Source organism: Marinobacter changyiensis (genome assembly GCF_009193265.1).
Classification (GTDB): Bacteria; Pseudomonadota; Gammaproteobacteria; order Pseudomonadales; family Oleiphilaceae; genus Marinobacter; species Marinobacter changyiensis.
Genome location: NZ_VZZZ01000003.1, coordinates 216,961 through 238,380, shown reverse-complemented (window position 1 = coordinate 238,380; position 21,420 = coordinate 216,961). Strand labels below are relative to the sequence as shown.

The 21,420-nt window shown below is 49.5% G+C and carries 17 protein-coding genes; 4 read left to right on the top strand and 13 right to left on the bottom strand.

The features are described from left to right. Positions 1 to 84: 84 nt before the first annotated feature. From F6Y09_RS09825 to F6Y09_RS09795, 8 genes are all read right to left on the bottom strand, one after another. Complete coding sequence (locus tag F6Y09_RS09825) at positions 85 to 1,221, bottom strand: glycosyltransferase family 4 protein (protein ID WP_246180483.1); 1,137 nt, start codon at positions 1,219 to 1,221, stop codon at positions 85 to 87. 5 nt (positions 1,222 to 1,226) lie between these two features. Beyond that, complete coding sequence (locus F6Y09_RS20140; RefSeq protein ID WP_179959392.1) at positions 1,227 to 1,388, bottom strand: hypothetical protein; 162 nt, start codon at positions 1,386 to 1,388, stop codon at positions 1,227 to 1,229. A gap of 61 nt (positions 1,389 to 1,449) precedes the next feature. After that, positions 1,450 to 2,328 carry an ATP-grasp fold amidoligase family protein gene (locus F6Y09_RS09820; RefSeq protein WP_218944140.1) on the bottom strand — a complete coding sequence of 293 codons (879 nt, stop codon included), beginning with the start codon at positions 2,326 to 2,328 and terminating at the stop codon, positions 1,450 to 1,452. A gap of 224 nt (positions 2,329 to 2,552) precedes the next feature. After that, the gene (locus F6Y09_RS09815; protein ID WP_152206753.1) at positions 2,553 to 4,361 is read right to left on the bottom strand and encodes an ABC transporter ATP-binding protein; all 1,809 of its coding nucleotides are present in this window, start codon (positions 4,359 to 4,361) and stop codon (positions 2,553 to 2,555) included. Positions 4,362 to 4,426: 65 nt separating this feature from the next. Continuing rightward, positions 4,427 to 5,560, bottom strand: coding sequence for a glycosyltransferase family 4 protein (locus F6Y09_RS09810; RefSeq protein WP_179959391.1), 1,134 nt, complete (start codon positions 5,558 to 5,560; stop codon positions 4,427 to 4,429). Positions 5,561 to 5,594: 34 nt separating this feature from the next. Beyond that, positions 5,595 to 6,620, bottom strand: coding sequence for a polysaccharide deacetylase family protein (locus F6Y09_RS09805; RefSeq protein WP_152207005.1), 1,026 nt, complete (start codon positions 6,618 to 6,620; stop codon positions 5,595 to 5,597). Positions 6,621 to 6,776: 156 nt separating this feature from the next. After that, positions 6,777 to 7,820 (bottom strand): sugar-transfer associated ATP-grasp domain-containing protein, encoded by a 1,044-nt coding sequence (locus F6Y09_RS09800; RefSeq protein ID WP_152206751.1) that lies wholly within the window; start codon positions 7,818 to 7,820, stop codon positions 6,777 to 6,779. Positions 7,821 to 8,194: 374 nt separating this feature from the next. Then, the gene (locus F6Y09_RS09795) at positions 8,195 to 9,238 is read right to left on the bottom strand and encodes a sugar-transfer associated ATP-grasp domain-containing protein (protein ID WP_152206750.1); all 1,044 of its coding nucleotides are present in this window, start codon (positions 9,236 to 9,238) and stop codon (positions 8,195 to 8,197) included. Between the two features lie 288 nt (positions 9,239 to 9,526). On the opposite strand from F6Y09_RS09795, the gene F6Y09_RS09790 reads away from it, so the two are divergent. The 3 genes from F6Y09_RS09790 to xrt all read left to right on the top strand — a co-directional run bounded on the left by F6Y09_RS09790 (position 9,527) and on the right by xrt (position 13,576). Next, positions 9,527 to 10,687: a glycosyltransferase family 2 protein gene (locus F6Y09_RS09790; RefSeq protein WP_246180448.1), complete on the top strand. Its 1,161-nt coding sequence runs from the start codon at positions 9,527 to 9,529 to the stop codon at positions 10,685 to 10,687. A 9-nt stretch (positions 10,688 to 10,696) separates the two neighbouring features. Next, positions 10,697 to 11,872, top strand: a complete 1,176-nt coding sequence (locus F6Y09_RS09785) for a DegT/DnrJ/EryC1/StrS family aminotransferase (RefSeq protein WP_152206749.1) — start codon at positions 10,697 to 10,699, stop codon at positions 11,870 to 11,872. Between the two features lie 132 nt (positions 11,873 to 12,004). After that, positions 12,005 to 13,576: an exosortase gene (gene xrt, locus F6Y09_RS09780; protein WP_152206748.1), complete on the top strand. Its 1,572-nt coding sequence runs from the start codon at positions 12,005 to 12,007 to the stop codon at positions 13,574 to 13,576. 192 nt (positions 13,577 to 13,768) lie between these two features. Here the strand turns inward: xrt and F6Y09_RS09775 are convergent, their stop codons facing one another. After that, complete coding sequence (locus F6Y09_RS09775; protein WP_152206747.1) at positions 13,769 to 14,086, bottom strand: hypothetical protein; 318 nt, start codon at positions 14,084 to 14,086, stop codon at positions 13,769 to 13,771. On the opposite strand from F6Y09_RS09775, the gene F6Y09_RS20135 reads away from it, so the two are divergent. Then, positions 14,085 to 14,222 (top strand): hypothetical protein, encoded by a 138-nt coding sequence (locus F6Y09_RS20135; RefSeq protein WP_179959390.1) that lies wholly within the window; start codon positions 14,085 to 14,087, stop codon positions 14,220 to 14,222. The two genes, F6Y09_RS09775 and F6Y09_RS20135, sit on opposite strands and share 2 nt — an antisense overlap. Here F6Y09_RS20135 and F6Y09_RS09770 read toward each other — a convergent pair whose 3' ends face one another. The 4 genes from F6Y09_RS09770 to prsK all read right to left on the bottom strand — a co-directional run bounded on the left by F6Y09_RS09770 (position 14,223) and on the right by prsK (position 21,401). Then, a complete protein-coding gene (locus F6Y09_RS09770) occupies positions 14,223 to 14,603 on the bottom strand; it encodes a PA14 domain-containing protein (RefSeq protein WP_152206746.1) in 381 nt (126 codons plus the stop codon). 367 nt (positions 14,604 to 14,970) lie between these two features. Further along, on the bottom strand, positions 14,971 to 17,658 hold the full coding sequence (locus F6Y09_RS09765; protein WP_152206745.1) for a tetratricopeptide repeat protein: 2,688 nt from the start codon (positions 17,656 to 17,658) through the stop codon (positions 14,971 to 14,973). Between the two features lie 63 nt (positions 17,659 to 17,721). Next, positions 17,722 to 19,095, bottom strand: coding sequence for a PEP-CTERM-box response regulator transcription factor (gene prsR / locus F6Y09_RS09760; protein WP_152206744.1), 1,374 nt, complete (start codon positions 19,093 to 19,095; stop codon positions 17,722 to 17,724). Between the two features lie 125 nt (positions 19,096 to 19,220). Beyond that, complete coding sequence (gene prsK, locus F6Y09_RS09755) at positions 19,221 to 21,401, bottom strand: XrtA/PEP-CTERM system histidine kinase PrsK (protein WP_152206743.1); 2,181 nt, start codon at positions 21,399 to 21,401, stop codon at positions 19,221 to 19,223. Positions 21,402 to 21,420: the final 19 nt, after the last annotated feature.

The window sequence follows — 21,420 nt, the reverse complement described above, 5'->3', positions numbered from 1 at the left end:
TACCGTACAAATACCGAAAAAATGGTGCCGATATAATCTAATATTTGTCAATGCAAACCAATGCGAGCGCAAATTATCAGTCCTTCAGTCCTTCCGTAATTTTTCAAAAATATCTATTAGTCCTCTAGCTTGGGCGGCCTTGGAGTAATGTTCCAAAACCTTTTCTCGAGCCATTTTCCCCATTTTTTGCCTTGTGATTTTATCACTTAATAGCGTGTTTAATTTCTTTGCTGCAGTTACGTAATCACCTATTGGGAAGGTTAATCCCGTGTTGTCTGTCACTGCCTCATTTAACCCTGGTAAATCAGATACTAATAGAGGCAATTCTGTAGCCGCCATTTCGAGTGTCGACATTGGAAAAGAGTCCCACTCGGTTGAAGCTATCATTCCTATAGAGCAGCTTTTGAGAATATCCGGTACGTCGCTACGGTATCCTCCGAAAGTAATATGATCATTTACCTCGGGCTCCTGCAAATATTGAGAGAAGCTTTCTTTTTCACCTTCTCGGTTGCCCAATATCAGGAATTGAACATTTTTGAAGCCTATGTCACTGATTAGTACTTTCGCTGACTGTAAGATGACATGTACGCCTTTTCTTCGTTCCATATGCCCCGAGAAAATAACTATGTGTCTATTTGTGGGTATATTGAAGCACTCATGCGCGTATAAAGACTTTTCCGGGTCAGGTTGAAATTTGTTGGTGTCGATTCCACTTTTTATTACGGATGTTTTGGATATCGGTATCCCCCGTCCTAGAAATGCAGTCTCTCGCATTCCTGTGGATTGGAAAATGTAGTGGTCAGGGCCGTATCGCTGCATGGATACTTCAAGTTTTTTAAGGAACAACTTCCATCCCGTGTTCCGTGAGCTCATGGGAGCTCCCCAGTAGGAGACAAAGGTTTTTACACCCCCCTTTCGCAAGGCACGGTACATCGGGCGGGATACAGGTTGGTCGAACCCTAACAAAAGAGTAATTCCGTTTTCTTTGATATAATGTTCAGCCTCGCGAAGTTGTTTAGGGTCGGACCATGAAGTATCCAACTGAACAACATTCATCAGATCTTTAGGCAGCGAAGATGTCATGCCTCCGTCTAAACTCGCGTACGCGTAGTGAATCTTGCCTATATCACCCGTAAAATGCCGGGCGACATCTAAAAAGGTATGTTCGTGGTTTGAAGGGGCATACCCAGGATTTGATTCGCAGTGAAATAACACCATCATCCCGGTCACGATTTCACATCCTTTTTTTCTGTCTCTATTGGAAAAAACATTTTATCGATACCGGTTAACATCTTGTAGGAGCTATCGCTTGCAGTTTTGGCCTTCTTTTTCAGATTGTCTGTCATCGCTCCAAAGAAGTCTCGCGATTTTAACGCTTCGTTTTCCATGAGACAAGGATTCCCCCTACATGATATACGGAGTTGGTTTGGTATGAAGTCGGTATCGAAATTATTGAGGTTTAAATAACCTGTTAATTAAAGAAATCCATATAATATTGATTCGAGATGTTAAAGGCATCTTAGCTTCGGCAAGGCTGAAATTTTCTCCAAACAAATAATCGAACTCTTCTGGTTCAAAATGGGAAAAGCCGCCTCCTGGATAAAAAGTGATCTCAGCAAAATAAAAGCCCTCAGAATTAGCAAGAAAGTCAACTCTGCAGAAGTTGAAATCGGAAGACAAATCCTTTGCGATCTCGAACATATCGTCAAAGAAATCTGGTCGATTCTCTGGACAATTACTTTGATCATTATTTCCTTTTTTGCATTTTAACCGATGCCAATTGGTATCATAGATGTCGAGGGTATGTCCATTGCTCCTATTCGAGTCAACTTGTATATATGAAGGAGTGCCCGAAAAGCAAAAGAATTTGTAATCTTTCAATGGAGCGCGAAGAAAACGTTCAATAATGATCTTAGGTTTTATATTTTTATAAGACCATTCTCGAAGCAAATGATAGTGATTATGACTCATCCATTCTTTTAGTTGAGCGACAACCTTTTTTTTATCAAGTGCCGACTTGTCTTCACAAATAATATTCGTATTCCAAGAGTGGTTACACTTTATGACAAATTCATTTGGTAAAATATTAAAATCAATATCTTCAGGTCGGTCGTATACGCCAATTAGCTCATTAAGTATTCCTTCGTGACCTTTCGCCTGGATGTGTCGCCTCACTTCATACTTATCTGCCAAGCTAGTCATTTTTGGATTTTTAACGTAGAGTTTTTGGACCTGTAGTTTTTCATTGAACGTTTTGGGGTGGTAAAAATCGACATGCCTACCGAAGGCACGTGAAAATTTTCGGTCAATAATAAATTCGTCGCTCATAGATTTTCGAATTAAAGTTTTTAATTCCTCTAAGAAGGTATACATATGTAGACAATTTCCTGAATTCGACGTATAAAATTTAATGTTTCAGATTTTTTCTATATTGAGAATATCTATTTTAACTGACAGCTGCTAAAAATTACGTAGCTATCTATCACCTAAATACTTTCTTCTTCATCAAAATAATTCAGACCCAGATTTTCACGAAGGCTTGACAACGTTAATTATCCCGGCTCCTCAATTGAGCGTTCCATCATTTCTTTGAAGCCTTCGTTTCCTGAGTGCACCTCCTCGTAGGTGCCTATACCCTCCAGACGACCTTCTGCCATTAGAATGATTTTGTCCGACATTTTGATTGAGGCTGGTCTATGGGAGATGACCAATATGATTAAATCATCCTTGAGGGAGTTCAAGGTTTTCATCAACTTGTACTCTGACTCCATGTCCAGTGCGCTGGTAGGCTCATCAAGTACCAAGAGATCAGTGTTCTTGTAGAGGGCCCTCGCAATACCGATACGTTGGCGTTGTCCACCACTCAAAAGCTTTCCATCCTGACCCAGATTGGAATAGATGCCTTTGGGCAGTTTTTCAACAAACTCTTCGGCATTGGCAAGCCGCAGTACGTTGTTTACCCGTTCAACATCAATATCGTTTTCAGGAAGACCGAAGGCGACGTTGTTTATTACGTTGTCATCAAGGATAAATATGGTTTGAGCTACGTAACCGAGCTTTCGTCTAAAGGAGGGTAGCTTTTCTTTAGTCAGGACTTCACCGTTTACCACGAGATTGCCCGAACTCAGATTCAATAAGCCCAGAATTATATCAGCAAGGGTAGACTTGCCGGATCCGGAGTGCCCGACCAGAGAATAGATTTCCCCTTTCTTAAGGCTAAGCGACAAGTCATTGATGGCTGGCGCGCTGTGCGCATCATAAGAGAAGCTCGCGGAAGATAGCTCAACATGATGGATATCCATGGGCTGCAACGATACGGATGAATCTTTTGGTGTTTCGACGATCGAAGTTACCTGATTGCGTATAATTTGAGCTACCGAGCCGTGGCCGCTGAGGCTTGACATGGATTTATAAATTTGTTGCATCGTTGGCAACAGCTTGTAACCTGCCAACGCATAGATACTCAGGATTGGGACGACAGAACGAATATCATCCTGGGTGACCAGCAAAACAAGAGCCAATATCAAAATGGCGCCGAAGGAAATCGATTCAATGATAAACTTTGGCAATTCACCGGATAATGCTATAAACGCCTGGGACCTTAGCCCTTTAACGTTGATGGTATTGAACTGCTTTATATACTTGTCTTCCATTGAATCCAGTTTTACATCTTTTATTCCAATGAACGATTCGGATAATATGCTTTGAACTTGATTATTTTTATCCGAAATTACTGCACCATGATGTGATAATTTATTACGAAGAACAATATAGGTAACCAGATAAGACCCGCCGATTAGTGCTCCTGCGACCACCGCCAGAAGGGGGTCAAGAACAAGCAAGCCGATCATGATCAATATGGCGACAAATAATTGCGCTGTCAGCAACAGGAAAGGTTGGACAAGCATGTATACGAATCGTGGTATTTGATGAGCGACCACTGAGATTTTTTTGTTGTAGTTTTCCGTTTTATGAAACAAATAGTCTTTGAGCAGAAAGTTCCGATAGACCACTTGTTGCAGTCTGCTTCCCAATAACACCGAGAATTTATAGCTTAGCCAGATTGTTATGCCTGCGACTGAATTTGACAACAGAATCAATATCAGGGATCCGGCGGCGGTAGCCATTATAAATTGAAGGTCATTGGTGAAGCCTATGGCTTCGTATATATAAGAAAGAATCTCATTGGTGTGGATGATGTCGGGATTGGAGAGTATAGATATGAATGGGCCTATACTTGCAATCCCGATCACCTGGAAAAAGGCGGCGATAAAAAATACGAACTGCAGGCCGATATATTTTCTTTTGGTTTGGCCATCAAGCACAGCCAAGATATTTTTTATCACACTTAATATATACATGAATAGACTCTGATAGATACTGCTTGCGACATTTCGATCACATGGAAGATCCGGCTAGCCGCTGCTTATGTGTTTTGGATTAGGCGTTGCTTTTTCTGTGAGATAGCTTGGTAGAGCGCTTCGTACTTTTGTACATTTTTACGTTTACTGAACTCTTTTTTGACATGGCTCTGTCCGTTGGCCGCAAGTAGTCTGGCCTTTTCTGGTTGTTTTATGAGTTGTGCAACCTTGCTGGCGTAGCCCGTCGCACTATGATTATCTACCAATACTCCGCTATTCCCATGGTCCAACACTTCCGGTATGCCGCCCGCGTTGTGGGCAACCACGGGGACATTTCGCAATAACGCTTCCAGCAGGGTCATGGGCAAGCCCTCGTGGTCCGAGGGCATCATCAGTAAATCCATTGATGCCCATTCGGAGTCCAGATCTTCGACAAAACCCCGGAAGCGGATGAATTTTGCCACGCCTTTCGTTTTTGCGTACTGCTTCATAGTTTCCAGAAGCGGGCCATCCCCGCAAATACTACCTTCAACTTCTAGTTTATGGTCGGTTCTGAGGCTGGCAATGGTATCAATAAAAAGATCCATACGCTTGACCGATACGCAGCGGCCGACAAGGTTGATCTTGTAACATGCATCTGATTTCGGTAGGTCTTCAGATTGTTCAGGGGGAGCGGCCGGAATGTCGTCGGTGTCAATGAAATTCCGTATGAGAACGGTTTTTTTGGGGTAGCGGGGCTCCAGCACAGTTTTCAGGTGCTGGGACACGGCAACCACAGCATCGTAACAAAACCCTGTCATAATACTGTCCAGCAACTGGGTCAGCTTTTTCCTGGGGGCGAGCCAAGTTGACTGATACTCAGGGCTTCCGTGTGTGGTTTGAACGGACCGTTTAACACCGGTCAGGTATCGAGCGGCTGTGCCCAAGACATTCTCCTTGAAACCATGGGTATGAAGGATGTCGGTGGAGCTTTGTCGTAGGTGTTTGCAGATGGTTTTTATCTGGCCCAGAGGCGATAAGTCCGACTCATCCGCAAGAGTGACGTTTATACCCAAAGTCATGAGCTTGTCGAAAAGAACACCTGGGTTGAATACCACAACTGTTGGTTTGATAACACCGTTGGCCTGTAGTCCGGAAATAAGCTGGAATGCCTGTGCTTCGGCGCCTGCCCAGATGTCCCCGGATACGATGTGGGTCACTACAAGCTTTCTGTCTGAGCCGCTCGTTGCCAAGTTATGGTCTCCCGAGTGTTGCCAGAAAGCTCAGGGGTGTACTGCCATTGCCATCGTGAAAGTTAAAACGGCGAAGGCCAAACGGGTTTGATGGGGTTTTGTTCCAACCCTGTTCGGTGGTACACGCTGCGGTAAAATACCCCCGGACGAGCTGTTCACCTTTGCCGGTGATGTCGCCGTTCGGGTAACAGAAGACATTGACTGGCTGGAGACCGAGCGCTTCCAGGTCACTGCGGCTGCCGGCAATTTCGTTTTCAAGGTCTGACGGATCGGCAAGATGATTCAGCCGATAATGATGTCGGGTATGGGCCCCGAAAGTGACCAGCCCGCTTTTGAGCATGGTTTCCAGTTCCTGTTTGTTGAGCAGGGGCCTGGCATTCACAGTCGCCTGACTCAGCGCCGGGAGCGCGGTGCGCGTTAGCTCCAGGTTCGTTTCGATTGTGTGGTCGTCCAGTTCCTTGAGACGGTTTATCACCGAGTCGGCCTGAAGGATCGTATAAGACGATGTAGGATTCGTGCTTGTCAGCATGTCGCTCAGGTAAGGTCGCAGCCATTGCAGTGCTTCATGATCAAGATAGTGGGCTCGGTTGATAAGTAACTCCAGCACCTGTTCTGGCCAAAACTGCCAGGGTGTATTGATGCGCCGGGATACGAGAAATATAGTTGCAGGCACATGATGCTTTTTAAGCACCGGGAATGCATGTTCGTAGTTGTCTTGCCAGCCATCGTCAAACGTGACGGCTACGGCGAATCGCGGTAATACTTGGTTTTGCCGTTGGGCATCCAGCCAAGTATTCAGTGAAATAAACTCCGCCCCGAGCTTTTTTAGCAGGGTGATATGCATGTCCAACGCTTCTGGGGTGGCTATCATGCCGGGTTGTTCCGTCTGCCTGAGCGCGGACTGGCCAGGCAGGATACGATGATAGGTCAGAATAACCAGTGAGGGCGAACGTTTAAGCTTGATTTTCCCTAATGCGTTGGCAGCGAACAGGCTGTTGCGAATCTTTTTAAGTACCTGTTTTACCATTTGCACGATCACTGATCCTCATTAACGCAAAAATAACAACGGCTTGTATGCCGTCGTGTTAGCGAAAAATGATACCATAAATAGCAACTCCAATCATTATACACACGGTTAACCTTGGCCCGCTTTACACGATGAAAGTGCACCCTGCAGTTCCCTCTAACGGAACTTTTCCCATTCCATATCGACGAAAGCCGGTCCTTGTGTCGCTTCAGTGAGTTTTATACCGTTGTGTCCACCGTTCCACTCTAAAACAACCACTTCACCTTCTTTGTCTAAAGTTACATCCCAGCCAATACATCTTACGAAGGGCACCTTCAGATGGAGAGACGTGACAACATCAATGCATTTTTTAAAATCAGGTATTTTTACATTAGCAAAGCTTTTATCGCTAGCTGGATGCGAGCGAGTAGTTGTCCAGGATCCCGTATACCCAACATTACTTAACACTCCGGTAACCAAATCAATAGGGATGGCGATGGCTGTGGCCGACTGAACGTGTGTATCATGCTCTGAGCCTAAACGTAAATAGGAGCCTTTGGCCGATGCTTTACCCTCATCGTCGACTGCGGTAGTTATGCGAATTGTTGCGACAGATTTAGGCGTGTATTCGTTAAATAATGGATGTTGATCTACATAACGTTGAAAAACACCATTGCCTAAATACTCGACATCTACAGCATTGAAGCTGATTTTGTCAAATAAATGAATGCCATGACCTTTAAAGGATCTGTCAGATTTAAATATAACGAGATTACAATCACTAAATAATAGGTCTTTGAAATCTTTCGGCGAGTGAACTCGATACGATCGATCAAGAAACAATCCGTTGACGAAGCTCCCTAAGTCAGGAAACTCTTTTGCCTGGAAAAAAATGCTGTTTAGTGGCTTTAAGCTTGCACAGGCACCATAGTGGCCGTTTATTTTAGGGACTACTTGTGATCCATAAAAGTTGTCGGGTATCCATCCCCGCTTGAATTGTCCTGCCATAGTTGAATAAACGTAAAGCCACGGTGCATATTTTTTGTCGCCTAATATATCTAATGCATAATCGTCGCACTCACGGATCATTTGCTTTGACAGGGGGCCACGCTCAGGTTCAATATTCTTTAATATTTGGCGTACTTGATATGCATGAGCTTCGTGATACGGGAGCTCTTTGTTTCGAGCTATTCTTACAGCTTTTTTTACGATATTTTCCATTTTTTAATCCACAGTTGATTGATTTCACATGCTTCAATGAAAACATTCGCAGGCCAGTTGCACGGCCTGCCGGATGGCGTTCCGAGCCGCCCTTTTTAAATTAAGCAATCTGCACGATCATCCACCCATCCCTGATGCGGAACACTAACGACCTCATCGCCAATCGTGTGTGGTCCTCTTTAATGTGGCCACAATGGAATAAACTCATTACAAATGCCCAAGCTCCCCACGGTCCGAGGCAATGGAGGGCAGGGGAAGTGCGTCTCAAAGCTGGAAACGGCTAAGTAATTATCAGCTTTGGCAGTAATTACTTCGCTCTGGTGCTATCAGAACCTGGCCTGCGAAGTTTGTTGAGGTGCTGTGAGAAAGCCGGGTTAACGGAATTTTTCCCATTTTAGATCGGCGAAAGAAGGTCCTTGGGTCGCTTCAGTGAGTTTTACACCGTTGTATGCACCGTTCCACTCTAAAACAACCACTTCACCATTTTTATCTAGAGTTACATCCCAGCCAATACATCTTACGAAAGGCACCTTCAGATGGAGAGACGTGACAACATCAATGCATTTTTCAAAATTAGGTATTTTTACATTAGCAAAGCTTTTGTGGTTAGCTGGATGCGAGCGAATAGTTGTCCAGGATACAGTATATCCAACATCACTTAAGACTCCTGTCACTAAATCAATAGGAATACCGATGGCTGTGGCCGACTGAACGTGACTGTCATGCTCTGAGCCTAAACGAAGATAGGAGCCCCTGGCGGATGCCTTACCCTCATCGTCGACTGCGGTAGTTATGCGAATTGTTGCGACGGATTTAGGCGTGTATTCGTTAAATAATGGATGTTGATCTACATAACGTTGAAAAACACCGTTACCTAAAGTTTCAAAATCTCCAACGTTGAATTTAGTTCTGTCAAAGATATGAATTCCATAGCCTCTAAAGGATTTGTCAGATTTAAATATAATGCGGTTACAATCGGTAAATAATAGGTCTTTGAAATCTTTCGGCGAGTGAACCCGATACGATCTATCAAGAAACAATCCGTTGACGAAGCTTCCTAAATCAGGAAACTCTTTTGCCTGGAAAAAAATGCTGTTTAGTGGCTTTAAGCTTGCACAGGCACCATAGTGGCCGTTTATGTTAGGAACTACTTTCGTTTCATAGAAGTTGTCGGGTATCCATCCCTGCTTGAATTGGCCGGCGACAACGGAATAAGCGTAAAGCCACGGTGCATAGTTTTTGTCGCCTAGTATATCTATTGCATAGTCGTCGCACTCACGGGTCAACTGCTTTGACAGGGGGCCATGCTCAGGTTCAAGATTCTTCAATCTTTGTTGTACTTGATATGCATGAGCTTCGTGATACGGCAGGTCTTTTTTTCGAGCTATTCTTACAGCTTTTTTTAAGATATTTTCCATTTTTTAATCCACAGTTGATTGATTTCACATGCTTCAATGAAAGCATTCGCAGGCCCGTTTGATCGGCCTGTCGGTGGGGCATTGCGAGCCGCCGTTTAATAATTAAACAATCTGCACGATCATCCACCCATCCCTGATGCGGAACACTAACGACCTCACAGCTAATCACATGTGGCACTGTTTACTGGTGCCGAGGTCGCTCCAGTTATACATACAAGTAATTTTGATAGGCTATCTCAGTGGCGACTGTTGTGCTATTAATGTGCCTTAATTTTATCAGATACAGGGATGATTCGGATGTGGAAAGTGGTGTTCTGGGTTGCAGTGTTTGGCTCTTTGTACAGCTATTTTATCTATCCACTGGTGCTTATGGCACTGCCAGCGAAGCGTGAGTTACCCCGACCATCTGCCGGGCCCGTCGCGGCTGATACTCAAACTGCCTCACCATCCGTCTCTCTTATTATTACGGCTCATAACGAAGCCGGGCGTATCCGGCAGAAACTGGAAAACACGCTCGAGCTGGTTTATCCGACCCTTGAAATCATCGTGGCTTCTGACTGCTCGGTCGATGAGACCGACGATATTGTCCGGGAGTATCAGAGCAAGGGCATACTGCTTTCCAGAACCGATGAGCGGTTGGGGAAGGAGAACGCGCAGAAGGATGCCATTGCCATGGCAACCGGGGACATCATTGTGTTTTCGGATGTGGCGACCAGCATTCCGCCAGATGCCATCACCGCACTGGTCCGTTACTTTGATAATCCCACTGTGGGTGCGATTTCCAGCGAGGATGTGTTTGTCAGCCGGGATGGCGGCGTAGTAGGCGAGGGCGCTTACGTTAAATATGAAATGTGGCTGCGCAAGCTGGAGTCACTCCGGGGTGGTCTGGTTGGCCTCAGCGGGTCTTTTTTTGCGGTGCGACACGTGTTGTGCCGGCGCTGGGACATTCATGCCCCCAGTGATTTCAATACTGCGCTGAATTGCGCACTTGATGGCTACGTAGCGGTTTCCGCCCCTGACGTGCTGGGCCACTATCACGACGTGGCGGCCCCCGGCAAAGAGTATCAGCGCAAGCTTCGGACTGTTATTCGTGGCTGGACAGCCTTGGCCCGGCATCCGGAAGTTCTTAACCCCGCCAGGTTCGGGTTGTTTGCCTGGCAGGTATTCAGTCATAAACTCATGCGTTGGGCGGTGCCCTGGTTTTTGCTCATTCTGTTTGTGGTGTCAGTCATGCTGGCAGGCAGTGGTTGGGTTTACAGCCTGGCACTGGTACTTCAGATTGTTTTTTACGGAGTGGTTCTGGCAGCTCATCTGTCACCGGCGGTGCGTGCTAAAGGCTACATCCGGATTCCGTATTTCTTTGTGCAGGTGAACTACGCCATTGCCCATGCAACCCTGCAATTCGTGGGAGGGCGCCGGATGACGGTCTGGTCGCCCTCCCAACGCTAAGGACATAGTTTGGGACTTTCCAAATTGCGGCCGGTTGGCAGCCGGGTACCTTTGCCAACGGTTGGCACCAGTGTCATAACGGCGCCCTGGACTGACCACTACGAATCGACTTTTGTGAACAGCGGCACCGCTGCCCTGTCGCTCGCGGTGAAATTATCGGTTGACAGCAGAAAGGCCCCACAGGTCCCCGAAGTGATTATCTCCGCTTATGGCTGCCCGGATCTTGTTGCTGCTGTGGTGGCTCAGGGGGCTCGTCCGGTTCTGGTTGACATGGCAGAGGCGCGGCCCTGGATGAACCTTGACGCGGTAGAGAACGCGCTAACCGATAATACCGTGGGAATCGTAGCGGCGGGTTTTCTGGGTATCCCGGAACGGTTAGCTGCCCTTAGGCGGGTGGCGGATAAAGCTGGTATCAGCTTGATTGAGGATTCCGCCCAGATGTTCCCGCCTGCCAGTTCTGGCAATGGCTTGGCCGATTACGTTGTCCTCAGTTTCGGGCGGGGTAAACCCATTAACCTGATGGGAGGGGGGGCACTTTTAATCCGTCAGGGTATGGCCGAACAAAGTGCTGACATGGTGGCGGAGCTTCCTCGAACAAAGGTCTTGGGGAGCAGCGTCTGGCTGTTCAAGCGCTGGTTATTTAACTTTCTGTTAACGCGGCCAATGTACGGTGTAATGGAACGCTTTTCGTTTCTGGGTATCGGGCAGACGGTGTTCCATCCGCTGGAGTCCATTAGCCGCCAGGTGCCTGTTGACGGCCTGCTGCACGCTGGCATGGAAGGCTACAATAACCGCAAGGACAACAGTTCAGCTTATTCAGAAGTTCTGGCGGAACTTACCCGTCAAGGTTGGGCCCTATTGCCGGTAGCCTGCTCCGATGGGGCTTCACTGAAAAACGTTGACCGCCCGTCCTCCACATTGCTTCGTTACCCGCTGCTCGCGCCTTCTCGGAAAATTCGCGATAAGGCGCTTCTAGAGCTTAATCGAAACGGTATCGGCGCCAGCACTTTCTATGGTAAGGCGCTGCCATCAATAGAGGGAGTTGGCGAATTTGTGGCTGTGGACGTGCAGAAATTTCCCGGTGCTTGTGATTTTGCGGAGCGCCTCATCACGTTGCCTACCCACGAGGATGTTTGCACCCGGGACATTCACGCTGTCGCCGAAGTTTTGCTGGGGCAGTACTGAGCTCGGTGTTTTCCGCGGGGAGCCAGAAATGTTTGTTATTAATGCTGATTGGCCACCAGGACGGATGCGAAGCCCTTTGAAACAGGGTACATTCCGGTGACATCACACTATCAAGAGTTGAGAACCCAACACATGGAACGTATTCGCAGTTTGGCAGGTTCACGCTGGTTTTCGCCCTCATTGTTTCTAGTCTTTTTTGTGGTTGCCACCTGGCCGGCCTGGCTGACACTTGCAGACCGCTGGCTCAAGTTTGATGAGTCCTATTCCCACGGTTTCCTTATTCTGGCGGTTAGCGCGTATCTAAGCATCGCTGTCTGGCGGCGGGAGCGCCCCAAGCCCGGATTTTATTGGCCGTGGGTGTTGCCCCTTCTTGCCGCTGCAGCAGTTTACTCCGCAGGAAGCATCCTTCTGATCGGTACCTTTGAGCAGCTGGCGTTAATTCCTATCCTGCTCGGTGGCTTGCTGGTCTTATGGGGATGGCGTCAAACGCTGGCTTTCTTTGTGCCTGTGGGCTTGATGGCTTTCACTCTGCCTCTATGGGGCTACCTTACCTGGCCGCTACAATTGATTTCGGTGGCCGTGAATCAATTCATGCTCTCCTGGTTTGATATTGAATTTATGGTGGAAGGCGTTTTCGTTTATTTCCCCAATATTGGTGCTTTCGAGATTTCTGAAGACTGTTCCGGGCTTCGCTATTTTTTGGTTGGCGTAACACTCGCATTTCTTTATGGGGAGCTCAATTTCGATCGTTTGCGTAGCCGAATTCTGCTTCTGGTTGTGGCAATGGCGCTTGCTTTGCTCGCCAACTGGGTTCGTGTGTTTATTATTATTTACATAGGTTATGAAACCAACATGACCTCGTCGTTAATTGACGATCATGACATGTTGGGGTGGTGGGTTTTCGCCGCCACATTGATACCGCTGTTTTTTATAGCCCGTCGGCTGGAGCTTCGGGAAAGACGGGCAGCAACGGTTAATCGCAGCGAAAAACCGTTAAACCACAACCACAGTGGCCTGCGCAGCATGCCCGGTTTTGGCCTGGTTTTCGCTGTTCTGCCGTTGCTGGCCATCGCCATGATCTCTTGGCTGGCAGTGCCTTCAGAGGCCGATTCGAACACATCGAATGTTCGGCAGCACAGCGTTGCCCTGGTCGACACCGATAGTTGGCTGCCACTCTTTGAGCAGAGACTGGCGGGCTGGCAACCCAGTATGCAGAACCCGGACCGAATTCTTGAAAAAACTTACATGAAGCGGGAAGGCCTCGGGGTTGAGGGTGAGGACGGCGAGCAGATATTTATCGGACTTTATACCTATAACTTTCAGCGGCCCGGCGGCGAGGTAGTCTATGACCGGAATCGCCTGTATGACCCCTCGGCACAATTGCTGGAACGTACCTTCGCTATTGAGTCCGAGACATCAGCTCCTCTGGGCGGTTTGACCCTTCGCTATCGTCGCTCGGACGAAGAGATTCATATTGCCTATGGGTACTACGTGGAGGGGCGCTGGGAAACAAATGAGCTTCAGGCCAAACTGGCACAGCTACCGGGGATACTGAACGCGCGGACGGATGCGTCCCTGCTGGTAATCGGATTGCGCTGTGAGAACTGCGAAAGTGAGGAAAGGTTGAAGCAGCTCGCTCCGGAGATCCAGATTCGAGCCATTGACTATCTCGACAAACTTTATGAGTCCGGCAACGATGCCTGATGAAAGCGGGTCTTTGCCGGTTATACTTTCCTACTGCGATCTCCGAGACTGCGTTGATTTGCCTTGCTAAGAGGGATCGACGCACATTCCGGGCCAATATCCAAAAACATTAAATGTCAGTTAGATAGCTAACCTTGTCAGATAAGACTTTAGAAGATATGACATAGCTATCTTGGCGATAGATGTTCAGAGTCAATTCAAGAGCTTGGATACCACCTTGGACCGGGGGCTCTTCAGGCCTCTGGTATCTACTACGACAATGGCAAAGTGCCAGCGCCCCCGGGTGAGGCTCTTGAAGCTGTAGAAGGTCTCGTCACTGTCCACTTTAAGGACTTTTGACAGGTCTTTAGTGTTCAGTCCGTAAAAGATTCCATAGCGTTGAATTTCGCTGAGAGCTATGGAGCTGCCGTCCGTTCGAATCAGGGGCGCTGTCCAGGCCAGGTCGACACTATCAAGGGAAATGTCAGGCTGACTTTGTTTCTCAGTGGGTATTTTGGAGTCCGGTGTCATGATCGTTTTTGATAGTGGAATCGTGCAACCGGCAGCGACATCGGTGATGGTAAAGGTTGCGGCGGCGTTGCCGGAGCGTTCAACGTACTCAACGATTATTGAAGCGCTTTCACCGGGTTTGAGGGTGGCTGTGTAACTATACGACTTGTTGCTTTGTTGCTTTGTTGCTTTGTGGCTTCCATTGATCGATGACGAAGAGATTTTTAAAGAACAACCGCATACCGTCGTCGCCCTTCGTGGTGAAGCGGTATTGGCGGGTGCCACTGAAAGGGGGTGCGGTGAACAGACCACTCCAGCGAACGCTGAAATTATCCGTCGGTAACCATTTGATGGGGCTGCTGCTACCCCAGTTAAAGTTGATATCGCTGTCGATGCGTGAAGTTACAGGTTGGTTGAAGCTGGTGCCTTTGAAGTATTCTCCGAGGAAGCCTGGCTGCGGCGCCGCGTCTGAAATTTGGGTAAAAGTGCAAGTGCCAGCTAGAAGTAGCGAAAGTCCCGTACGAAGTAGCTTTGTCATGGCTATCAGTAGGTCTCTATTGTGGTTAGTTTGTGCAGCAGAGCCAAATCCTGGCTGGCCTGCGCTGCAAATAAGGTGTCGTGATTTTATGCGGTGACGGTTATCCGTTTTTTAATTCGCAAACACGGTAATTCGGTAAGCGGAGTGGGGCTTAATTAAAGTTAGTTCAAGTTGTAACGTAGGTTATTGAAATCCGATATTGTTGAAAACTGAATCGCGACTGAAGTCGCTCCTACAGGTCGCTCAAGTGCCGCGGGTTTTTGTGTTCGTTTTCAACCGTGAACCGAGATCGACGTCACGTATGAGACTGCGGCATAAGCCGCCCCCGCAGGGGCGTTGTAGGAGCGGTTTCAACCTCGATCAGGCGTTAAATCTTCTCCAGGATGGCTTTGGCTTTGCCTTGTTCACCAGCCGCTTTGTAGGCCTCGGCAAGGTGCAAGGCTATATCTTCAGATTCCGGCTCCAGCTCATGGGCTTTTTCGAGTATGGGTAGGCTGTCTGCCTGTCTGCCGGTAGTGAAGAGTATCCAGCCGTAAGTGTCTGCGACGGCGGCGGACTCGGGACTCAGCTGAAACGCGCGCTCTGCGATTTCCAGGGCGCGTGGATCTTCCGATTGCTGGTAGAGCCAGGCAAGGTTGTTCAAAATGATAACGTTTTCTGGTTGAGTTTCCAGCAGTTCTTCGTAGTTCGCTATCGCTTCATCGAACTTTTTGGCTTCCTGATAAGCCAGTGCCAGAATGAAGGTTATCCGGTCTTCGCCAGGAAAAGCGGTTTTCGCGCCTTCCAGAGCTTCAATGGCTTTTGCGGGCTGATCCGAACGTTGCAAAGCCTGTGCATAACGAACTTCGGTATCGGCAGTTCGCTGCTTCTGCAATGCGAGCTGGTAAAGCTCTGCGGCTTCCTTGTGCTTTCTCTCCCGAGACATCTGGGCGGCTTCTAATAGGAACGGGCGAGCCGAATCCGGATGTACAAGTTTGGTTTCCTGCAAAATATCGAGGGCTTCGGACTTGCGGTCAGTTTGAAACGCAACTGTGGCCGCCTGTAAATTGATGTCCTCATTTTCCGGGAACAGCGCTCTGGCCCGATCAAGAATGGCTTTAGCCTGGTCAAGCTCTTGTGTCTGAATTTTCTTTGCTGCCACGCCATTGTAAATCCCCGCAACAAAAGGCGTGAGACGAGCGGGCGTATTGGCTTCTGTGGGCTCAAGCAAAATTGCGGTGTGTTCGTCGGTGGCCTGGTCATTGCCTTCCAGCAGTGCATACTCCAGCAAAACCAAACGGGGGCCAGTGGCGTCGGGCTTCTCTTCAAGCAGTTGCGTTAAAAAGCTTTTGCTTTCTTCCACGGTGAGGGTGCCCGCAAGTGCTTGCAGTGCCTGACGATTGTCCGGAGCCATGGTGACGGCGGCACGCAGGTGTTTACCGGCTTCCTCGGTGTTGCCCTGGTCATTGGCAAGATTTGCCAATGCGATCAGAGGTGTTGGATTCTCGGTGGTCGCTGCTGCCGCTTGCTCGAAGTAACGTTTGGCTTCCCCGATATCGCCCTGCCGTACCGCAAGTTGGCCGCGAGTCAGTTTGGCTGCGATGCTGTCGGGTTGCTCTTTCACCCAGGCGTTCGCTGACTCAACTGCAGTATCGACGCTACCAGCCGCAATATGGGCCTGAATCATGAGCAGACGAGCATCGGAAGATTCCGGATCGCGCTTCATGACCTCTTCAGCCTGGGCTATAACCTGTTCAGGCTTGTTTTGCTGAAGAAGATAGCGGGCATAGCGTAACCGGAGGGCATTGTTATCAGGGTTGAGCTCCAGGGATTTTTCGATAAATTCTTCTCCGGCCTGGCTCTCTCCACCCGCAAGTGTGGCAATGCCGACCAGGGCCAGGATACCGGGATCAGTATCTTTCTCATTGAGGCCCTCGAGAATGGCCCTGGCTTCGTCAATATCCCGCATCTGAATCTTGGTGGCCGCAAGCAGTTTGGCAGCGTCTTCCGCATCTTCGTTCCGGGCTACCGGGGCGAGCAGTCTCTCGGCTTCTTCCATCCGGCCCTGGCGAAACCGGATCATCCCCAACATCAGCGCGGTTTGCTCATGATTGGGAGACTGGGAAAGGATCTCTTCCAGATATCTTCCAGCTTGCTCCAGGTCGCCCTCGTTGAAGGCATCCCGGGCTGCCACAAGGTTGCCGCGAATAGTGCCCGGGGCAGACTTGGCCAGAATTTCCTGATATACGAACGCTTCAGCGGATTTATTCTGGGCCCGGAGAACCCGAATAAGAGACGCAATGGTTTCATACTTCTGATACGTCATGATGTCGTATTGGCCGATGTCCTCCAGCGCTTGTATGTATGCCTCTTCAGCTTGTGGCCAGTTTTCTCTAGCCTGGGCGAGTTGCGCTCGCCAGAGCCAGAGTTCGGGATCGGTCTCATCTATGGCAATGGCTTCTTCAATCAGCGCTTCGGCCTCGGTCATCTGGTCTTTTGCGTAGGCTACCCGGGACAGGCCGATCAGTGGCTCGACGGCTGAGGGATCGAGATCTTTCGCTGCCTCATACGCAGCCTCTGCCTCGTCAATTTGACCGTTACCCAGCAGAATGTCGCCGCGAAGCAATGCAGCTTCCAATTCCTGGGCGCGGTCCGGATCAGTTATCTCATCCAGATTGCCGAGTGCTCTTTCCGGCTCCCCCCTCAGGTGCCAGGACTTGGCTAGGATCAGGTTGATCCGGTTTCGGGTTATGCCGTCCATGACGTCTTCGCTAATGTATTCTGCCAGCAGGTTGGCCTGACGTTCAGCGTTAACGGCATCCCCGGCAGTCAACAGGTTGTCAATGATGACAAAATGGGGTTCGGCATTGGACGGCTGAAGGTCGATAGCGCTTCTTGCTTCCAGAGTACTGGCCTTGAGCTCTCCCTGGCGCTGGAAAAACCGAGCCTGGTCCAAATGGCTTAAGTACTGGATCTCCTCCTGGCTCATGTCATTGGCGCTTTCACGGCACCCCATGAGTCCAAGCCCTAGTGTGATTATGAGCAGTATGGTGCGTACTAACGGAAGTGATTTCATGACCCGTCTCCTTTTTTCCATGATTTGTGTCGTCCTTACTGCCGGTTGAGCCCTGAATCGGGGTCAGACACTAGAGGCTTCGGGGGACGTTTCTATTTTGTATTTGTCAGTGAGGTTGTAAAGCGTTGGCCGGGTGATGCCCAGCAACCGTGCAGCTTGCGCCATGTTGTAATGGCTGGTGTAGAGCGCTTGATTGATTGCGTTCCGTTCGGCGGTCTCTCTGACCTGGCGCAAGTTTAGCAGGCCATCCGCTCCTTGCTCATCTCCATTCAACTCCAGGTCGGCGGCGGTAATCCGTTTGCCGTCGGCCATAATAATGGCTCGTTTGACCTTGTTGATCATCTCGCGGACGTTGCCAGGCCACGGGTGTGAATTGATGGCGTTGATGGCGTCCTGGCTGAAGGTGAGGTTGGAGCGGTCCATCTGCTTACCCAGGGATTTGATTAACGACTGCGCAATGACCAGAGCGTCTCCACCCCGGTCCCTGAGGGCGGGCACATCCAGGGTGACTTCGCTGATGCGGTAGTAGAGATCTTCCCGGAAGGTTCCCTGGCCGATCAGGTCTTTGACATCCCGGTGGGTGGCGCATACGACCCGAACGTCAACCGGTACAGGCTGAACGCCACCAATTCGGTCAACGGTCCGCTCCTGCAGAAACCGGAGCAGCTTGGCCTGCAACGCCATGGGCATGTCGCCTATCTCATCCAGAAACAGCGTGCCGCCGTTGGCGGATTCGACCTTGCCTTTTTTACTTTGGGTCGCGCCGGTGAATGCGCCTTTCTCAAAGCCGAAAAGTTCACTTTCCAGCAGATTTTCCGGAATAGCGGCGCAATTGATCGCTGCAAAGGGTTTGTCGCGGCGATTGCTGAGGTCATGAACCGCCCTTGCAAGCAATTCTTTGCCCGTTCCGGTCTCGCCGGTGATCAGCGTGGTAACGTCGGCCGGTGCTACTTTTTCCAGAGTACGGCAGACGGTCAGCATTTGAGGACTTGCCGCTACAATGCCTTTGATGGAGGTGCCATTGCGGTCGCGGGAGAGCTCAAGATTTTCCCGTTCAAGCTCCGATAGACGAAGTGCCCGGTTGACCACAAAGGTAAGGATGTCGGCATCGAGCGGCTTCTGATAGAAGTCACTGGCGCCCATACCTATAGCCTTGACGGCGTTTTCCTTGTCTTCCCGCCCGGTGACCACGACCACTTTGGTCTGTGGGCTCAGGCGCAGAATGTCTTCTAGCAGGGCAAAACCCTGGCTTGCACCGCCCGGGTCCGGAGGTAGGCCGAGATCCAGTGTGACTACGTCAGGTTCGAGGCGCCGAAGGGCGGCTAATGCAGATTCCCGGTCGCTGGCTACGGCGATCTCCAGATCGTCACTAAAGCACCATCTCATCTGACTTTGCAGACCGGGATCGTCTTCCACGATTAAAAGTCGTTTACTCACAACAGCGCTAAATCCTTTTTCTGTTTCGTGATATTCGATCGATTCTTTAATTTAAGTTTCAACAGAACTTTGACGTTTTGCAATGACAATAGAGGCTGCATGTCAAAAACACCAATGAATTGTCGTTAGTCTTTTTCCTTAATCGGCCTCATCGACCGGATTTGCTCACTCTCAGCGAGCTGCAAGGTCTGTACTGTGGTGCCCGGCTTGTTCATTTTGTTATCTTGAGTTGAAGCGGAGATGGGCTCAGGAGAGGCAATGGGTAAACGTACCGAGAAGCAGGAGCCAACCCCGGGTTCGCTGGTAACATCAATATTGCCACCAATGCGTCTGACGTATTCCCTGGCTTGATAGGCACCAATCCCCATACCTGTGAGGCCTTTGGTACTCTCAAAGGGCTTGAACAGCTGCATCTGGATGAAATCCTCTGTCATGCCGGTGCCACTATCCTGAATGAACAGCACCACTTGTCCGCTGGCGGTTTTCAGTGCCAGGCTCACCTGACCATCTGGCGGTGTCGCATCTTGCGCATTCTGGATCAGGTGACTCAGTACACTGCGCAGTTGCTCCGGGTCAGCGTGAACAATGACTTGTTCCTTTGGTCCTTCCACCGTGGGTTGCGGCTGATTTCTCGCGTGGTGCGCTGCCAGCTCCGATATGAGCGTGTACAGGTCAATTGGCTGAACGTCTCCGGCGCTGTCGCTGGGTTTGCGAATATGATCCACCAGATTGGTCATCTTCTGGACTGCGTGATCGGTAGTGCGAATCATATCGTCGATAAAAGCCGGATTGTCCCGGTGTTTGGGGGCATTCTTCACCAGCAGGGAGAGCTGGGCAATAATCGTTTTGAGGTCATGGACCATGAACGCTGAGGTTTTACTGACTGCCTCGAACTGCATTGCCCGGGAAAGCCGGTTCTGGGCATCCGCCTGGGCGAGCAGGTTGGAGGTCTGGCGTGCTACCACACGCACCAGATCAAAGTTTTCCCAGTTCAGTTCGACTCTGGAGTAGGGGGCTCCGATCAGGGCAATGCCGTAAAGTTCATCGCCCAGATACATCGGAATGATCAGCCAGCCGTCCGGAAACTTGAGAATGGAGTCGGGGATTTCAATCAGGTTGTAACGTATCGGGTCCAGCCGGTATTCGTTAAGATCGATAATCCATTCCCGCTGCTGAAAAAATCGCACCAGTTCGGCTTTGTTGTCGATGGTTGTGTATTTGGGCGGTGCAAGATTAACGGATTTGCTGAGTACGTAATTACCTTGTTCGTTCTGCACCCAGAGCACACCGGCATTGCTTTCAACCAGGCCTGAGAGGATGCGAATGACCCGCTCGGGAAGTGGCGGATCATCACTGAGGTTAGAGAAAACCTGAGTCATCTTCAGCCACTCTTCACGATAGTCGTATTTGTAATCGAAGAAATTTTTGCTGATCTGAATCATTACCCGCGCCCGGAAGCGCCGCGAAACCAGAAGCGTGGCAAACAGTGTCATCAGCATGGTGAAGAAAAGCACTTGTAGGGCTTCCCCCCAATCTCCGCCCAGGATGCGAACGTAGTAGCCGCCGGCAGCGACAAACAACATGTAACCGCCGGCAAAAACCAGCGTGCCGACATGGAAGATGGCAGAGCGGGAAAGCTGAAAATCGACCGGCTGCTTACGGGTGTTGATCATGTTGACTGCAAACAGCGGCACGATCAGAGCATTGACGCCACCCCGGGCATTCCAGAATGCGCTGGAGATTTGCCCGAACAGCAGGGCGTCGGCATACATGAAAAAGTCGAACGCGAACAAGGTGCCGATACCGATACAGATGTACTTGACGCTTGAGCGTCCGAAGGAGACGGAATTGCGCCAGATTTGCTCCACCAGGCAGATACCGAGCAGTGATAGTGCGATCTGACCGATGACTTTGGTTTTGCCATCGAGGATGTTCCAGTCCAGCAAATATTCAAGGGCAGTCACCGACAGTAGACTCAGCAACAGGATGACGGTTGCGCTGCCCAGGACCGAACGGATTTTTAAAGCCAGCTCCCCGTTTCTTGAGCCGTCCCTGATCAGGGCAAACAATACGGCAATCCAGGCTGCGTCTCGAAGTAACTCCAGCAGGTAGCGGTAAAAAAATGGCGGCTGACTCCAAAGAGTCTGTGCCACCAGGGAGGATGCCCAGAGGAGGGATGCAACAGCTGCCAGGAACAGGGCTTGATCAGTGTCGCGCCGCAGGTATCGGGTGGCAATAAGGATAGCGAGCAGCAGAAAAGCAAGTGCCGCTCCGGAATGGCTGATCAGGCTGAAATCTGTGACCATGCTTAATCACATCCTGTGA

Coding starts and splice junctions, on each gene's coding strand:
- F6Y09_RS09790 (WP_246180448.1), top strand. CDS start 9,527: ATGATTCGGATGTGGAAAGTGGTGTTCTGGGTTGCAGTGTTTGGCTCT.
- F6Y09_RS09770 (WP_152206746.1), bottom strand. CDS start 14,603: ATGACAAAGCTACTTCGTACGGGACTTTCGCTACTTCTAGCTGGCACT.
- xrt (WP_152206748.1), top strand. CDS start 12,005: ATGGAACGTATTCGCAGTTTGGCAGGTTCACGCTGGTTTTCGCCCTCA.
- F6Y09_RS09825 (WP_246180483.1), bottom strand. CDS start 1,221: ATGATGGTGTTATTTCACTGCGAATCAAATCCTGGGTATGCCCCTTCA.
- F6Y09_RS09815 (WP_152206753.1), bottom strand. CDS start 4,361: ATGTATATATTAAGTGTGATAAAAAATATCTTGGCTGTGCTTGATGGC.
- F6Y09_RS09820 (WP_218944140.1), bottom strand. CDS start 2,328: ATGAGCGACGAATTTATTATTGACCGAAAATTTTCACGTGCCTTCGGT.
- F6Y09_RS20140 (WP_179959392.1), bottom strand. CDS start 1,388: ATGGAAAACGAAGCGTTAAAATCGCGAGACTTCTTTGGAGCGATGACA.
- F6Y09_RS09795 (WP_152206750.1), bottom strand. CDS start 9,238: ATGGAAAATATCTTAAAAAAAGCTGTAAGAATAGCTCGAAAAAAAGAC.
- F6Y09_RS09765 (WP_152206745.1), bottom strand. CDS start 17,658: ATGAAATCACTTCCGTTAGTACGCACCATACTGCTCATAATCACACTA.
- F6Y09_RS09805 (WP_152207005.1), bottom strand. CDS start 6,620: ATGGTAAAACAGGTACTTAAAAAGATTCGCAACAGCCTGTTCGCTGCC.
- F6Y09_RS20135 (WP_179959390.1), top strand. CDS start 14,085: ATGATCGTTTTTGATAGTGGAATCGTGCAACCGGCAGCGACATCGGTG.
- prsK (WP_152206743.1), bottom strand. CDS start 21,401: ATGGTCACAGATTTCAGCCTGATCAGCCATTCCGGAGCGGCACTTGCT.
- F6Y09_RS09800 (WP_152206751.1), bottom strand. CDS start 7,820: ATGGAAAATATCGTAAAAAAAGCTGTAAGAATAGCTCGAAACAAAGAG.
- F6Y09_RS09775 (WP_152206747.1), bottom strand. CDS start 14,086: ATGACACCGGACTCCAAAATACCCACTGAGAAACAAAGTCAGCCTGAC.